This window comes from Aquabacterium olei, from assembly GCF_003100395.1.
Taxonomy (GTDB): Bacteria; Pseudomonadota; Gammaproteobacteria; order Burkholderiales; family Burkholderiaceae_C; genus Aquabacterium; species Aquabacterium olei.
Window position 1 is genome coordinate 757,088 of record NZ_CP029210.1, and the last position, 14,860, is coordinate 771,947.

11 protein-coding genes are annotated in these 14,860 nt (G+C 66.5%); 10 read left to right on the forward strand and 1 reads right to left on the reverse strand.

What is annotated here, in order from left to right; all coding sequences use genetic code 11:
- Positions 1–117: 117 nt before the first annotated feature.
- The 8 genes from DEH84_RS03405 to DEH84_RS03440 all read left to right on the forward strand — a co-directional run bounded on the left by DEH84_RS03405 (position 118) and on the right by DEH84_RS03440 (position 10,625).
- Complete coding sequence (locus DEH84_RS03405) at positions 118–4,872, forward strand: glutamate synthase-related protein (RefSeq protein WP_109034777.1); 4,755 nt, start codon at positions 118–120, stop codon at positions 4,870–4,872.
- A gap of 21 nt (positions 4,873–4,893) precedes the next feature.
- Positions 4,894–6,357 carry a glutamate synthase subunit beta gene (locus DEH84_RS03410; RefSeq protein ID WP_109034779.1) on the forward strand — a complete coding sequence of 488 codons (1,464 nt, stop codon included), beginning with the start codon at positions 4,894–4,896 and terminating at the stop codon, positions 6,355–6,357.
- Between the two features lie 213 nt (positions 6,358–6,570).
- Positions 6,571–7,419, forward strand: coding sequence for an ABC transporter ATP-binding protein (locus DEH84_RS03415; protein WP_109038195.1), 849 nt, complete (start codon positions 6,571–6,573; stop codon positions 7,417–7,419).
- Positions 7,416–8,201 carry a lipid asymmetry maintenance ABC transporter permease subunit MlaE gene (gene mlaE, locus DEH84_RS03420; RefSeq protein WP_425428987.1) on the forward strand — a complete coding sequence of 262 codons (786 nt, stop codon included), beginning with the start codon at positions 7,416–7,418 and terminating at the stop codon, positions 8,199–8,201. The genes DEH84_RS03415 and mlaE overlap by 4 nt, the downstream gene beginning before the upstream one ends.
- 27 nt (positions 8,202–8,228) lie before the next feature.
- Positions 8,229–8,708: an outer membrane lipid asymmetry maintenance protein MlaD gene (gene mlaD, locus DEH84_RS03425; protein WP_109034780.1), complete on the forward strand. Its 480-nt coding sequence runs from the start codon at positions 8,229–8,231 to the stop codon at positions 8,706–8,708.
- The gene (locus DEH84_RS03430) at positions 8,708–9,559 is read left to right on the forward strand and encodes an MlaA family lipoprotein (RefSeq protein WP_245932671.1); all 852 of its coding nucleotides are present in this window, start codon (positions 8,708–8,710) and stop codon (positions 9,557–9,559) included. The genes mlaD and DEH84_RS03430 overlap by 1 nt, the downstream gene beginning before the upstream one ends.
- An 86-nt stretch (positions 9,560–9,645) precedes the next feature.
- Positions 9,646–10,329, forward strand: coding sequence for an MlaC/ttg2D family ABC transporter substrate-binding protein (locus DEH84_RS03435; RefSeq protein ID WP_109034782.1), 684 nt, complete (start codon positions 9,646–9,648; stop codon positions 10,327–10,329).
- A gap of 8 nt (positions 10,330–10,337) precedes the next feature.
- Positions 10,338–10,625, forward strand: a complete 288-nt coding sequence (locus tag DEH84_RS03440) for an STAS domain-containing protein (protein ID WP_109038198.1) — start codon at positions 10,338–10,340, stop codon at positions 10,623–10,625.
- A 17-nt stretch (positions 10,626–10,642) separates the two neighbouring features.
- Here the strand turns inward: DEH84_RS03440 and zwf are convergent, their stop codons facing one another.
- A complete protein-coding gene (zwf, locus tag DEH84_RS03445; protein WP_109034784.1) occupies positions 10,643–12,106 on the reverse strand; it encodes a glucose-6-phosphate dehydrogenase in 1,464 nt (487 codons plus the stop codon).
- A 141-nt stretch (positions 12,107–12,247) separates the two neighbouring features.
- Here zwf and tal point away from each other — a divergent pair, with 141 nt between their 5' ends.
- Together tal and pgi are read left to right on the forward strand one after the other, a co-directional pair.
- Positions 12,248–13,198 (forward strand): transaldolase, encoded by a 951-nt coding sequence (gene tal, locus DEH84_RS03450; RefSeq protein WP_109034786.1) that lies wholly within the window; start codon positions 12,248–12,250, stop codon positions 13,196–13,198.
- A gap of 32 nt (positions 13,199–13,230) precedes the next feature.
- Complete coding sequence (pgi, locus tag DEH84_RS03455) at positions 13,231–14,856, forward strand: glucose-6-phosphate isomerase (RefSeq protein ID WP_109034788.1); 1,626 nt, start codon at positions 13,231–13,233, stop codon at positions 14,854–14,856.
- Positions 14,857–14,860: the final 4 nt, after the last annotated feature.

Sequence of the window (14,860 nt, forward strand, 5' to 3'; positions counted from 1 at the left end):
ATGCGCGCTTTTTAATTAGCATCTGACCCTATTTATTACTGCTTGTGACCAGGGGCGCTTCGGGTTATCCTCCACATTCCCCGTGTTGTTTTGTCACACTCACTCTGGAGCGCCCCCATGTCTCAGGCGACTTCGGGAACGATGTTCCCCACTGACGCTGCCGTGAACCTCACGGCCACCGCCGAAGAAATCCAGGCAGCCGCCGAGCATGGCATGTATGCCAATGCCGAGCACGACGCATGTGGCGTCGGCTTTGTGGCGCACATCAAGGGCCTGAAGGCGCACAGCATCGTGCAGCAAGGTCTGCAGATCCTGGAAAACATCGACCACCGTGGTGCCGTGGGTGCCGACCCGCTGATGGGCGACGGTGCCGGTCTGCTGATCCAGATCCCCGACGAGTTCTACCGTGCCGAGATGGCCAAGCAGGGCGTCGAGCTGCCCCCGCCGGGCGAGTACGGCGTCGGCATGATCTTCCTGCCCAAGGAAAGCGCCTCGCGCCAGGCCTGTGAGCAGGAGCTCGAGCGTGCCATCAAGGCCGAAGGCCAGGTGCTGCTGGGCTGGCGTGACGTGCCGGTCGACCGCGACATGCCCATGTCGCCCACCGTGCGCGAAAAAGAGCCGGTCATCCGCCAGGTCTTCATCGGCCGCGGCCCGGACATCCTGGTGCCCGACGCGCTCGAGCGCAAGCTGTACGTCATCCGCAAGACGGCGTCGGCCAAGATCCAGAGCCTGAACCTGACGCACGGCAGCGAGTACTACGTGCCCAGCATGTCGTGCCGCACCATCATCTACAAGGGCCTGCTGCTGGCCGACCAGGTCGGCAAGTACTACATCGACCTGCGCGACGAGCGCGTGGTGTCGGCCCTGGCTCTGGTGCACCAGCGCTTCTCCACCAACACCTTCCCCGAGTGGCCGCTGGCTCACCCGTACCGCATGGTCGCCCACAACGGTGAAATCAACACCGTCAAGGGCAACTTCAACTGGATGCGCGCCCGCGAAGGCGTGATGAAGTCGCCCGTGCTGGGCGACGACCTGAAGAAGTTGTACCCGATCAGCCTCGACGGCCAGTCCGACACCGCCACGTTCGACAACGCGCTCGAACTGCTGGTGATGGCCGGCTACCCGCTGGCCCAGGCCGCGATGATGATGATCCCGGAAGCCTGGGAACAGCACGCGACCATGGACGAGCGCCGCCGCGCCTTCTATGAATACCACGCCGCCATGATGGAGCCGTGGGACGGTCCCGCCGCCATGGTGTTCACCGACGGCCGCCAGATCGGCGCCACGCTGGACCGCAACGGCCTGCGCCCGGCCCGCTACCTGATCACCGACGACGACCTCGTCGTGCTGGCCTCGGAATCGGGCGTGCTGCCCATTCCCGAGAACAAGATCGTCAAGAAGTGGCGCCTGCAGCCGGGCAAGATGTTCCTGATCGACTTCGAACAGGGCCGCATCATCGAGGACGAAGAGCTCAAGGCCCAGTACGCCTCGGCCAAGCCCTATCGCCAGTGGATCGAGAACGTCCGCATCAAGCTCGACACCATCGATGCCGAGGGCGCCGCCGGTGAATTTGGTGAGTCGCTGCTCGACCGCCAGCAAGCCTTCGGCTTCACGCAGGAAGACGTCAAGTTCCTGATGGCCCCGATGGCCACCAACGGCGAGGAAGCCACCGGCTCCATGGGCAACGACTCGCCCCTGGCCGTGCTGTCGGACAAGAACAAGCCGCTGTACAACTACTTCAAGCAGCTGTTCGCCCAGGTCACGAACCCCCCGATCGACCCGATCCGCGAAGCGGTGGTGATGTCGCTCGTGTCGTTCATCGGCCCGAAGCCCAACCTGCTCGACATCAACGCGGTGAACCCGCCGATGCGCCTCGAAGTCTCCCAGCCCGTGCTGGACTTCGACGACATGGCCCGCCTGCGCAACATCGAGAAGCACACCGGCGGCAAGTTCAAGCCGTACGAAGTCGACATCACCTACCCGGCCGCCTGGGGCCATGAAGGTGTCGAAGCCCGTCTGGCCTCGCTGTGCGCCGAAGCCGTGGAAGCCATCCAGAGCGGCCACAACATCCTGATCATCACCGATCGCAAGATGGACCGCGCCAACATCGCCATCCCGGCGCTGCTGGCCCTGTCGGCCATCCACCACCACCTCGTCCGCAAGGGCCTGCGCACCTCGACCGGTCTGGTCGTGGAAACCGGCACCGCCCGCGAAGTGCACCACTTTGCCGTGCTGGCTGGCTACGGCGCCGAAGCCGTCCACCCCTACCTGGCGATGGAAACCCTGGCCAACATGGCCAAGGACCTGCCGGGCGAGCTGTCGGCCGACAAGGCCATCTACAACTACATCAAGGCCATCGGCAAGGGTCTCTCGAAGATCATGTCGAAGATGGGCATCAGCACGTACATGTCGTACTGCGGCGCCCAGATCTTCGAAGCCATCGGCCTGAACAAGGAACTGGTCGACAAGTACTTCCGTGGCACCCCCACGCAGGTCGGCGGCATCGGCGTGTTCGAAGTGGCCGAAGAAGCCATCCGCAACCACAAGGCGGCCTTCGGCACCGACCCCGTGCTGGCCAGCATGCTGGAAACCGGTGGTGAGTACGCCTGGCGTGCCCGTGGTGAAGAGCACATGTGGACGCCGGATGCGATTGCCAAGCTGCAGCACTCCACGCGCTCGGGCAAGTTCGACACCTACAAGGAATACGCCCAGATCATCAACGACCAGAGCAAGCGCCACCTGACCCTGCGTGGCCTGTTCGAGTTCAAGATCGATCCGGCCAAGGCCATTCCCGTCGAGGAAGTCGAACCTGCGTCCGAGATCGTCAAGCGCTTCGCCACCGGCGCCATGTCGCTGGGCTCGATCTCCACCGAAGCCCACTCGACCCTGGCGCTGGCCATGAACCGCATCGGCGGCAAGTCGAACACCGGTGAAGGCGGCGAAGACGAGAACCGTTATCGCAACGAGCTCAAGGGCATCAAGATCGTCAAGGGCACCAAGGTGTCCGACGTGGTCGGCGCCTCGCGCATCGAAGCCGACTACGAGATGCAGGATGGCGACAGCCTGCGCTCGAAGATCAAGCAGGTGGCCTCGGGCCGTTTCGGCGTGACCACCGAGTACCTCGTGTCGGCCGACCAGATCCAGATCAAGATGGCGCAGGGCGCCAAGCCCGGTGAAGGCGGCCAGCTGCCAGGCGGCAAGGTCTCCGACTACATCGGCAAGCTGCGTCACTCGGTGCCGGGTGTGGGCCTGATCTCGCCCCCGCCGCACCACGACATCTACTCCATCGAAGACCTGGCCCAGCTCATCCACGACCTGAAGAACGTCAACCCGAAGGCCGACATCTCGGTCAAGCTGGTGTCGGAAGTGGGCGTGGGCACGGTGGCCACCGGTGTGGCCAAGGCCAAGGCCGACCACATCGTGATCGCCGGTCACGACGGCGGCACGGGCGCCTCGCCCTGGTCGTCGATCAAGCACTGCGGCACGCCGTGGGAACTGGGTCTGGCTGAAACGCAGCAGACCCTGGTGCTGAACCGCCTGCGTGGCCGTGTGCGCGTGCAGACCGACGGTCAGATCAAGACCGGCCGTGACGTCGTGATCGGCGGCCTGCTGGGCGCGGATGAATTCGGCTTCGCGACCGCCCCGCTGGTGGTCGAGGGCTGCATCATGATGCGCAAGTGCCACCTGAACACCTGCCCGGTGGGTGTGGCCACGCAGGATCCGGTGCTGCGCCAGAAGTTCTCCGGCAAGCCCGAGCATGTCGTGAACTACTTCTTCTTCGTGGCCGAAGAAGCACGTCAGATCATGGCCCAGCTGGGCATCCGCAAGTTCGACGAGCTGATCGGCCGTGCCGACCTGCTCGACACCCGCAAGGGCATCGAGCACTGGAAGGCCCAGGGTCTGGACTTCAGCCGCGTCTTCGCACTGCCCCCGGTGCCGGCCGATGTGCCGCGCCTGCATGTGTCGACTCAGGACCACGGCCTCGACAAGGCCCTGGACGTGCGCCTCATCGAGAAGGCCAAGCCGGCCATCGAGCGCGGCGAGAAGGTCCAGTTCATGGAGCAGGCCCGCAACGTCAACCGCACCGTCGGCGCCATGCTGTCGGGCGAGCTGATCAAGCACCATCCGGACGGCCTGCCCGACCAGACCGTGTTCATCCAGATGGAAGGCACGGGCGGCCAGTCCTTCGGCGCCTTCCTGGCCAAGGGCATCACGCTGTACCTGATCGGTGAAGCCAACGACTACACCGGCAAGGGCCTGAGCGGCGGCCGCGTGGTCGTGCGTCCGAGCATCGAGTTCCGCGGCAACGCCAACGACAACATCATCGTCGGCAACACCGTGCTGTACGGCGCCACCGAAGGCGAAGCCTTCTTCCGTGGCGTGGGCGGCGAGCGCTTCGGCGTGCGCCTGTCGGGTGCCACCGCGGTGGTCGAAGGCACGGGTGACCACGGTTGCGAGTACATGACCGGCGGCACCGTCGTCGTGCTGGGTCGCACCGGCCGCAACTTCGCCGCCGGCATGTCGGGTGGCGTGGCCTACGTCTACGACGAGGACGGCCAGTTCGCCAAGCGCGTCAACACCGCCCAGGTGTCGCTCGAGAAGGTGCTGCCGGCCGCCGAGCAGGCCGACGCCGGCATCCCGCTGCACAAGGGCCAGGCCGACGAAGCGCTGCTCAAGAAGCTGGTGGAAGACCACCACCGCTGGACCGGTTCGCTGCGTGCCCGCGAGATCCTCGACAACTGGTCTGCCTCCATGGCCAAGTTCGTCAAGGTGTTCCCGCACGAGTACCGCCGCGCGCTGACCGAAATGGGCGCCAAGCAAGAAGCAACGGCCACGATCACGAAGGCCAAGACCGCCAAGGCCAAGGCCTGATCGGGACGTTAGGAGTTTGAAATGGGAAAAGTCACTGGCTTTCTGGAATTCGAGCGTCTGGAAGAGGGCTATGAGCCCGTCGAGAAGCGCGTCAAGAACTACAAGGAGTTCGTCATTGGCCTGACCAACGAGCAGGCCAAGATCCAGGGCGCGCGATGCATGGACTGCGGCACCCCGTTCTGCAACAACGGCTGCCCGGTCAACAACATCATCCCGGACTTCAATGACCTGGTCTATCACCAGGACTGGAAGAACGCGATCGAGGTTCTGCACTCGACCAACAACTTCCCCGACTTCACCGGTCGCGTGTGCCCGGCGCCTTGCGAGGCCGCCTGCGTGCTCAACATCAACAACGATCCCGTCGGGATCAAGTCGATCGAGCACGCCATCATCGACCGCGCCTGGCAGGAGGGCTGGGTCAAGCCCCAGCCGGCCAAGGTCAAGACCGGCAAGAAGGTCGCCATCGTGGGCTCCGGCCCCGCCGGCATGGCCGCGGCCCAGCAGCTGGCCCGCGTCGGCCACGACGTGACGGTGTTCGAGAAGAACGACACCATCGGCGGCCTGCTGCGTTTCGGCATCCCTGACTTCAAGTTCGACAAGTCGCACATCGACCGTCGCGTGAAGCAGATGGAAGCCGAAGGCGTGGTCTTCAAGACCAACACCATCGTCGGCGAACTGCCCAAGGGTTCCAAGGTCACGAACTGGGCCAAGGAAACCGTCAGCCCCGAGCAGCTGAAGCAGGACTTCGACGCCGTGCTGCTGGCCGGTGGTTCCGAGCAGTCGCGTGACCTGCCGGTGCCGGGCCGTGACCTGGCCGGCATCCACTTCGCGATGGAGTTCCTGCCCCAGCAGAACCGCGTGAACGCTGGCGGCAAGGTCAAGGACCAGATCATGGCCACGGGCAAGAACGTGATCGTGATCGGCGGCGGCGACACCGGCTCCGACTGCGTGGGCACGTCGAACCGCCATGGCGCCAAGAGCGTGATCCAGTTCGAGCTGATGCCCCAGCCTCCCGAGCAGGAGAACAAGGAACTGACCTGGCCGTACTGGCCGATCAAGCTGCGCACCTCGTCGAGCCACGAAGAGGGCTGCGAGCGCGAGTTCGCCATCGCCACGAAGGAATTCATCGGCGAGAACGGCAAGGTCACGGGCGTCAAGACCGTGCGCGTCGAGTTGAAGGACGGCAAGTTCGTCGAGGTGGCCGGCTCCGAGCAGACGCTCAAGGCCGACCTGGTGCTGCTGGCCATGGGCTTCGTGAACCCGGTCAACACGATGCTGGAAGGCTTCGGTGTCGAGAAGGACGCACGCGGCAACGCCAAGGCCTCGACCGACGTCGGCGGCTACAAGACCAACGTGTCGGGCGTGTTCGCGGCCGGCGACGTGCGCCGTGGCCAGTCCCTGGTGGTGTGGGCGATCCGTGAGGGCCGTCAGGCCGCCCGCGAGGTCGACGCCTTCCTGATGGGCTCGACCACGCTGCCGCGCTGAGCGACACGGCGCTGGCCCCCGCAGGGGCCGGCTGCAAGAAGGCCGCCTTCCCGGGCGGCCTTTGTGTTTCGTGACGCCCCGTGCATCTGCTCTGAAGGGGCTTGCTGCTTCTTTACCTGCAAGCCTCGCTTGGGGATTCGGCCGTGCCCGGCGGGCACCAAGACCATGCCCTATGATCGGGGATTGGTGTTCATTGCACCGGCAACCATTTTCATGTCAACGCCAGTTACCCCCAACCCAGCCTCTGAAAGCGCCGCCTCCGTGCCGGATGCCCTGGTCGAACTCCGGGGCGTGACGTGCGGCTATGGCGACCGCATCATCCTCGAGAACATCGACCTGGTGGTGCCGCGCGGCAAGCTCGTGGCCCTGATGGGCACCTCGGGCGGCGGCAAGACGACCGTGCTGCGCCTGATCGGGCGGCAGATCGGGGTGATGGCGGGGCAGGTGCTGGTCGACGGTCAGGACATGGCCACGCTGGATGCCGCCGGGCTGATGGCCGCGCGCCGCCGCATGGGCATGCTGTTCCAGTTCGGTGCGCTGTTCACCGACCTGAGCGTGTTCGAGAACGTGGCCTTCCCGCTGCGTGAGCACACGCGCCTGCCCGAGTCCATCATCCGCGATCTGGTGCTGATGAAGCTGAATGCGGTGGGCCTGCGCGGCGCGCGTGACCTGATGCCCAGCGAGATCTCGGGTGGCATGGCACGACGGGTGGCCCTGGCACGCGCCATGGCGCTCGACCCGGCGCTGATGCTGTACGACGAGCCGTTCGCGGGCCTGGATCCCATTTCGATGGGCGTCGCCGCCCGGCTGATCCGCGAGCTGAACGACACCATGGGGCTGACCAGTATCCTGGTGTCGCACGACGTGGAGGAAACATTCCTGATCGCCGACCACGTGGTGCTGCTGGCCAATGGCCGCATCGTCGCCCAGGGCTCGCCGGCTGAGATGCGCGCCAGCGAAGACCCGCTGGTCCGGCAGTTCGTGCACGCGGCGCCGGATGGGCCGGTGCGCTTCCACTATCCCGCCCAGGATGCGGGCCATGATTTCGGGGTGCGCGGATGATCCGTTGGTTGCAACCCAGCGTGGTGGGCCAGGCGGTGCGCCTGAAGGTCACCGACATCGGCTACGCCACGCGACTGTTCTTCAAGCTGCTCGGCACGCTGGCCGCCACGTTCCGGCGTCCGCGCCTGCTGTCCGAGCAGATCTTCTTCCTCGGCAACTACTCGCTGGCCATCATTCTGGTCTCGGGGCTGTTCGTGGGCTTCGTGCTGGGCCTGCAGGGCTACTACATCCTGCAGCGCTACGGCTCCAGCGAGGCGCTCGGCCTGATGGTGGCGCTGTCGCTGGCGCGTGAACTGGGCCCGGTGGTGGCGGCGTTGCTGTTTGCCGGACGCGCCGGCACGGCGCTCACCGCCGGCATCGGCCTGATGAAGGCGGGCGAACAGCTTGCCGCCATGGAAATGATGGCGGTCGACCCCATCCAGCGCGTGCTGGCACCGCGATTCTGGGGGGGCGTGATTGCCATGCCGCTGCTGGCTGCCGTATTTTCGGCGGTCGGCATCCTGGGCGGCTGGCTGGTGGGCGTGGTGATGATCGGGGTCGACCCCGGCGCTTTCTGGTCTCAGATGCAGAGCGGCGTCGACGTCTTCCAGGACGTGGGCAACGGCCTGATCAAGAGCGTGGTGTTCGGCTTCACTGTGACCTTCATCGCCTTGCTGCAAGGCCACGAGTGCAAGCCCACCGCCGAAGGGGTGTCGCTTGCGACGACCCGCACCGTCGTCATGGCCTCGCTGGCCGTGCTCGGACTCGACTTTGTGTTGACAGCCATGATGTTCTCGATCTGACGAGACGCAGGCTGGAAGGACGACAAGATGCAGAAATCAAAACATGATGTGTGGGTGGGTCTGTTCGTGCTGATCGGCGCGGCGGCCATCCTGTTTCTGGCGCTGAAGGCAGGCAACCTGCTGACGCTCAACTTCGACGCGGGCTACACCGTGACGGCCCGCTTCGACAACATCGGCGGGCTCAAGCCCCAGGCGGCAGTCAAGAGCGCTGGCGTGGTGGTGGGCCGCGTCAAGTCGATCTCGTTCGACAGCGAGAACTTCCAGGCCCGGGTCGACATCGCACTCGACAAGGGCGTGACCTTTCCGAAGGACAGCTCGGCCAAGATCCTGACCGCCGGCCTGTTGGGCGAGCAGTACATCGGCCTGGAGCCGGGCTACGGCGAAACCAACCTGGCCCAGGGCGACACGATCAAGAGCACGCAGTCGGCCATCGTGCTGGAGAACCTCATCAGCCAGTTCCTCTACAGCAAGGCGGCCGAGGGCGACAGCAAGGGAGGCGCCAAGTGATGCGCGTCGTGTCGATGCCCGATTGGCGGCGGATGTCGGGCGCACTGGCGCTGGGCGGGGCGGCGTTGCTCCAGGGCTGTGCCACGGGCCCGCTCGAGCGGGATCCGATGGAGCCCTGGAACCGGCAGGTCTTCTCCTTCAACGAAGCCGTGGACCGCACGGTGCTGCAGCCGGTGGCCCGCGGGTACAACGCCGTGGTGCCGAGCCCGGTGCGTACCGGCGTGCGCAACTTCATGGGCAACATCGGCGATGCCTGGTCGACGGTCAACCTGTTCCTGCAGGGCCGCTTCGCCGATGGCACGCTCGGCGTGATCCGCGTGTCGGTGAACACGACCTTCGGCCTGCTGGGCGTGCTGGACGTGGCCACGCCGATGCAGCTCGAACGTCAGAACGAGGACCTGGGGCAGACCTTCGGCGTGTGGGGCATGGGCCCCGGACCGTATGTCGTCTGGCCCTTCCTCGGTTCGTCGACGGCGCGCGATTCGGTGGCGCTGCCGGGTGACCTGTACGCGTCGCCGTCCTCGCTGGGTGAGACGGCCGCGCAGGGGCTGGCGATCACCGGACTGCGTCTGGTGAGCGTGCGCGCCAACATTCTGGAGGCCACGAACCTGCTCGATGACGTGGCGCTGGACAAGTACAGTTTCGTTCGCGACGCCTACCTGCAGCGGCGCCAGAACCTGATCTACGAAGGCAACCCGCCGGAAAGCAACCTGGATGACGAGGAGGGCGACGAGGATGACGACGTGCTGTATGCGCCGTCCGAGCCGGAGGCCCCGGCATCCGAGCCCGCGCCTCAGGCACCTGCCGCCGCCTCTGCGCCGGCTTCCGGTGCGTCGGGCGCAAGCCGTTGAGCAGGCACGGGCGCTGCTGCGCTTGTCGTCCCGGCAGGCCGCCCGTGCGTTGAATGGCCAGATGGCCCCCATAGGACATTGACATCATGCTGAAGCAACCCTCATCCCTCCGTACGCTGGCCGCCTCGCTGCTGGCCCTGTCGCTGGCCACCCCGGCGCTGGCCCAGGTCGCCAAGGACGCCGTGGCGCCCAACCCGGCCGTGGCCGCCGCTGCGGCGCAGGCGCCCGATGCGTTCGTCAAGGCCATCACCGCCGACGTGTTCGCCACCGTCAAGGGCGACAAGGCCATCCAGTCGGGCGATGTGCGCAAGCTGATCGCCGTGGTCGACACCAAGATCCTGCCGCACGTGAACTTCCATCGCATGACGGCATCGGCCGTGGGCCGCGCGTGGCGCCAGGCCACGCCCGATCAGCAGAAGCGCCTGCAGGAGGAGTTCAAGACGCTGCTGGTCTACACCTACGCTGGCGCCGTGGCCCAGATCAAGGACCAGACGGTGGAGTTCCGCCCGATGCGCAGCCGCCCGGAAGACACCGAGGTGGTGGTGCGCACCGTGGTCAAGGGCCAGGGCGAGCCGATCCAGATCGACTACCGCCTGGAGAAGGCTGCCAGCGGCTGGAAGATCTACGACGTCAACGTGCTGGGCGCGTGGCTGGTGCAGACCTACCAGAGCAGCTTTGCGCAGGAGGTCAACGCCTCCGGCATCGACGGCCTGATCGCCAAGCTGGTCGAGCGCAACAAGCAGCTGGCCAACAAGAAGACGACCGGCTGATGAGCGCGATGTTGCTGTTGCCCGCCGTCATCACGCACGCGGAAGTACCGCATGTGCTGAGCCTGTTCAAGCAGACGCTGGAGCAGGCAGCGGCCGGCAAGCCGGGCGAGGTCGTCATGCTGACGGTGGACGGCTCGGCGCTGCAGCAGTTCGACTCCAGCGCGCTGGCCGTGCTGCTGGAATGCCAGCGCATGGCGCGTGCACGCGGGCGTGCGTTCTCGGTGCAGTCGCTGCCCACCAAGCTCACCGAGCTGGCGGGGCTGTACGGGGTCGACGGGCTGCTGCAGTCGGGCTGAGGCCCGACCCCCGCATTTCAGGCCTCTTCCGGCCAGGTGAAGCCGTCACGGGCCACCAGGGCGCTGGCGGCCGGCGGGCCCCAGGTGCCCGCGGTATAGGTCCGCACGCCGTGCGGGTCCTGCTGCCACGCTTCCAGAATTGGCTCCACCCATCGCCAGGCCTGTTCCTGCTCGTCCGAGCGCACGAACAGGTTCAGTCGGCCGGCCAGCGCATCCAGCAGCATGCGCTCGTAGGCGCCCACCCGGTCGGTCGGGAAGGCCTTGTCGAAGTCCAGGTCGAGTGACACGGGCGACAGCTTTTCGGCGCCGCTCGCATCCGTCGAGCCCACCGAGCCCTTGGCCGCCAGCAGGTGCAACTCCAGCCCGTCTTCCGGCTGCAGCTTGATCACCAGCTTGTTGGGACGCGCGGCACCGGGAAAGATCGAGTGCGGCGTCGGGCGGAAGTTGACAACGATCTCGGCATGGCGGCTGGCCAGGCGCTTGCCGGTGCGCAGGTAGAAAGGCACGCCGGCCCAGCGCCAGTTCTGCACCTCGCAGCGCAAAGCCACGAACGTTTCGGTGGCACTGCCGGCCGGCACCTTGTCCTCTTCCAGATAGCCCTTGACCGGCTGGCCCTCGACGGTGCCGGCGCGGTACTGGCCGCGCACCACGTCGCGCGCCACCGAAACCGCATCGAAGGGCTTGAGCGAGCGCAGCACCTTGAGCTTCTCGTCGCGGATGGCGTCGGCATCGGCGCTGGACGGCGGCTCCATCGCCACCATGGTCAGCAGCTGCAGCGCATGGTTCTGGATCATGTCGCGCAGCGCGCCGGTGCGGTCGTAGAAGTCGCCGCGGGTGCCGACGCCCAGGCTCTCGGCCAGCGTGATCTGGATGTTGGCGATGCTTTCGCGGCGCCACAGCGGCTCGAACAGCACGTTGCCGAAGCGCAGCGCCATGAGGTTCTGCACCGAGGGCTTGCCCAGGTAGTGGTCGATGCGGAAGGCCTGGCGCTCGCTGAACACCGAGCGCACCACGCGGTTGATTTCCTGGGCGCTGGCCAGATCGTGGCCCAGCGGCTTTTCCAGCACCACGCGCACGCGGTCGTGGTTGAGGCCGGCGGCGCCCAGCTGGGTGCAGATCACCGGGAACAGGTGCGGGCTGGTGGCCAGGTAGATGACGGCCGTGTCGGCGTTGCGCTCGTCCAGCCAGCGCTTGAGCCGCTGGTAGTCGTCCGGCTTGGACAGGTCCATGGGCCGGTAGTGCACCAGCTGCGAGAACTGCTCGAACTCCTCGTCGGTGGGGCGCTTGGCGGTGTCGGCGGCCTGCAGGCGGTCCTTCAGCCAGTCACGGTAGCTGGCGTCGTCACGCTGGTCGCGCGCCACGGCGAGGATGCGCCCCCCGGCCGGCAGCTTGCCGTGCCGCCACGCCTGGAAGAGGGCGGGCATCAGCTTGCGCCACGTGAGGTCACCGGTGCCACCGAAGAAAACGAGGTCAAAGGACATGGCTGCAGCCTGTGCGATAGTGGTGGAGGGTTTACACCGGGGGTGTCGTCCTCGCGGTGTTAATCTAACGATAATACTTCTGACGGGAGCCCGCTGTGCAATCTGCGTGGTGGCCTGTCAGTCTGCAGCCACTGTACGCACATGCCCAGCCAACTCGACCAGCTCAAGCAATTCACCACCGTGGTCGCCGACACCGGCGACTTCAAGCAGCTTGCCCAGTTCACGCCCCAGGATGCCACGACCAACCCGTCGCTGATCTTGAAGGCCGTGCAGAAGCCCGACTATGCCCCGCTGCTGGCGGACACGGTGAAAGCCCACAAGGGTGAGGCGCTCGACGTGATCGTCGACAACGTGCTGGTGCGCTTCGGGCTGGAGATCCTGAAGGTGGTGCCGGGCCGTGTGTCGACCGAGGTGGACGCACGCCTGAGCTTCGACACCGAGGCCACCGTGGCGCGTGCGCGCCGCATCATGGGCCTGTACGAGGCGGCCGGCATCCCGCGCAGCCGCGTGCTGATCAAGATCGCCTCCACCTGGGAGGGCATCCAGGCTGCCCGCGTGCTGGAGCAGGAAGGCATCCGCTGCAACCTGACGCTGCTGTTCGCCTTCTGCCAGGCGCAGGCCTGCGGCGATGCCAAGGTGCAGCTGATCAGCCCCTTCGTCGGCCGCATCTACGACTGGTACAAGAAACAGGCCGGCGCTGCCTGGGACGAGGCCGCGAACGCCGGCGACAACGATCCAGGTGTGAAGTCGGTGGCGCGCATCTACGCCTACTACAAGGACCATGGCATTGCGACCGAGGTCATGGGGGCCAGCTTCCGCAACGTGGGCCAGATCATTGCCCTGGCCGGCTGTGATCTGCTGACCATCAGCCCGGACCTGCTGGCCCAGCTGCAGGCCAGCGAGGCTCCGGTCGAGCGCCAGCTGACGCCGCCTGCCCAGGCCGGCGAACCGGAAGCCCCGCTGACGGAAGCCGCCTTCCGTTACGCCCTCAACGAAGACGCCATGGCCACGGAAAAACTCGCTGAAGGCATCCGCGCGTTCGCGGTCGATGCCGGCAAGCTGGACGCCATGATCCAGGCTCTGAAGGCCTGAACCCGTCGCCCCCTCTTCAGGAGCCCTCTTCGATGTCCCATCCACGCTGTGACCAGACCGTGGCGTGGCAGGCGCTGGCCGGCCACCACCAGGCGCACGGGCGCGAGATCGACCTGCGTGCGCTGTTTGCAGACGACCCCGACCGCGTGCGCCGCCTGACGATGCCGGCCCCCGGGCTGGTGGCCGACCTGTCGCGCTGCCACTGGGACGTGGCCACCCGCGAGCACCTGATGGGTCTCGCGCGCGAATGTGGCATCGAGGCCCGCCGGGATGCGATGCTGGCGGGTGACCCGATCAACGCCACGGAAGGTCGCGCCGTGCTGCACACGGCCTTGCGCGCACCGAAGGGGCAGGGCCCGCACAGTGAATTGGTGCACGGGGTACTCGACTGCATGCTGGCCTATGTGGACGCCGTGCGGACCGAGGGCCGTTTCACCGACATCGTCAACATCGGCATCGGCGGCTCGGACCTGGGGCCGCAGATGGTCGTGCCGGCGCTCGAGGCTTTTGTCGACGCGCGCGTGCGCTTCCATTTCGTCAGCAACGTCGACGGCCAGGACCTGGCATCGGTGCTGTCGCAGGTGAAGCCGGCCACGACGCTGTTCATCATCGCCTCCAAGACCTTCACCACGCAGGAAACCATGGCCAACGCCCAGGCAGCGCGGCAATGGTTCGTGGATGCGGGCGGCACGGACATCGCCACGCACTTCGTGGCCACGACGACCCATGTCGAGGCTGCGGCGCAGTTCGGCGTGACGACCACCTTCGGGTTCTGGGACTGGGTGGGCGGGCGTTATTCGCTGTGGTCGGCCATCGGCCTGCCCATCGCCCTGGCGCTCGGCAGCGAACACTTCCGCGCGCTGCTGGCCGGCGCGCACGCCATGGACCAGCACTTCGCGACCGCGCGGCTGGCGGCCAACGTGCCGATCCAGCTGGGCCTGCTCGACGTCTGGTACCGCAACTTCATGGGCTACACCAGCCGGTGCATCTCGCCGTACCACAACGGGCTGCGCCGCCTGCCGGCCTACCTGCAGCAGCTGGTGATGGAAAGCAACGGCAAGTGTGTGGACGCCGACGGGCAGCCACTGCCGTACGCCACCAGCGAGGTGGTGTGGGGTGAGCCCGGCACCAACGGACAGCACGCGTTCTACCAGATGCTGCACCAGGGCACCGACGTGATCCCGGTGGAGTTCATCCTGGTCAAGCGCCCCAGCTTCCGCCACCCCGAGGCGATGTCGCCCGCATTGCGCGCGTTGTTCGACGATCAGCATCGCATGCTGCTGGCCAATGGCCTGGCGCAGGCGCAGGCGCTGATGTGGGGCAAGACCACGGCCGAGGCCGCGGGTGAACAGGCGCCCACGGCATCGAAGGATCTGGCGCCCGAGGTGATCGCCCGCCATCGCACCTTCCCGGGCAACCGACCGAGCCTGACGCTGTTGCTCGATGAGGTGACCCCGTCCACGCTGGGCGCGCTGGTCGCGCTGCACGAGCACCGCACCTTCGTGAGCGGCGCGCTGTGGGGCATCAACTCGTTCGACCAGTGGGGCGTCGAGCTGGGCAAGGCCCTGTGCAAGGAACTGCTGCCCCGCCTGAGCAGTGGCGACGTCAGTGGTCTGGACGCCGCGACGGCCTCGCTGATCCAGCAACTGCGCGCCTGAGATC

Excerpts from the sequence above, each read along its gene's own strand:
- DEH84_RS03405 (WP_109034777.1), top strand. The coding sequence starts at position 118 with ATGTCTCAGGCGACTTCGGGAACGATGTTCCCCACTGACGCTGCCGTG.
- DEH84_RS03410 (WP_109034779.1), top strand. The coding sequence starts at position 4,894 with ATGGGAAAAGTCACTGGCTTTCTGGAATTCGAGCGTCTGGAAGAGGGC.
- DEH84_RS03415 (WP_109038195.1), top strand. The coding sequence starts at position 6,571 with ATGTCAACGCCAGTTACCCCCAACCCAGCCTCTGAAAGCGCCGCCTCC.
- mlaE (WP_425428987.1), top strand. The coding sequence starts at position 7,416 with ATGATCCGTTGGTTGCAACCCAGCGTGGTGGGCCAGGCGGTGCGCCTG.
- mlaD (WP_109034780.1), top strand. The coding sequence starts at position 8,229 with ATGCAGAAATCAAAACATGATGTGTGGGTGGGTCTGTTCGTGCTGATC.
- DEH84_RS03430 (WP_245932671.1), top strand. The coding sequence starts at position 8,708 with ATGCGCGTCGTGTCGATGCCCGATTGGCGGCGGATGTCGGGCGCACTG.
- DEH84_RS03435 (WP_109034782.1), top strand. The coding sequence starts at position 9,646 with ATGCTGAAGCAACCCTCATCCCTCCGTACGCTGGCCGCCTCGCTGCTG.
- DEH84_RS03440 (WP_109038198.1), top strand. The coding sequence starts at position 10,338 with ATGTTGCTGTTGCCCGCCGTCATCACGCACGCGGAAGTACCGCATGTG.
- zwf (WP_109034784.1), bottom strand. The coding sequence starts at position 12,106 with ATGTCCTTTGACCTCGTTTTCTTCGGTGGCACCGGTGACCTCACGTGG.
- tal (WP_109034786.1), top strand. The coding sequence starts at position 12,248 with ATGCCCAGCCAACTCGACCAGCTCAAGCAATTCACCACCGTGGTCGCC.
- pgi (WP_109034788.1), top strand. The coding sequence starts at position 13,231 with ATGTCCCATCCACGCTGTGACCAGACCGTGGCGTGGCAGGCGCTGGCC.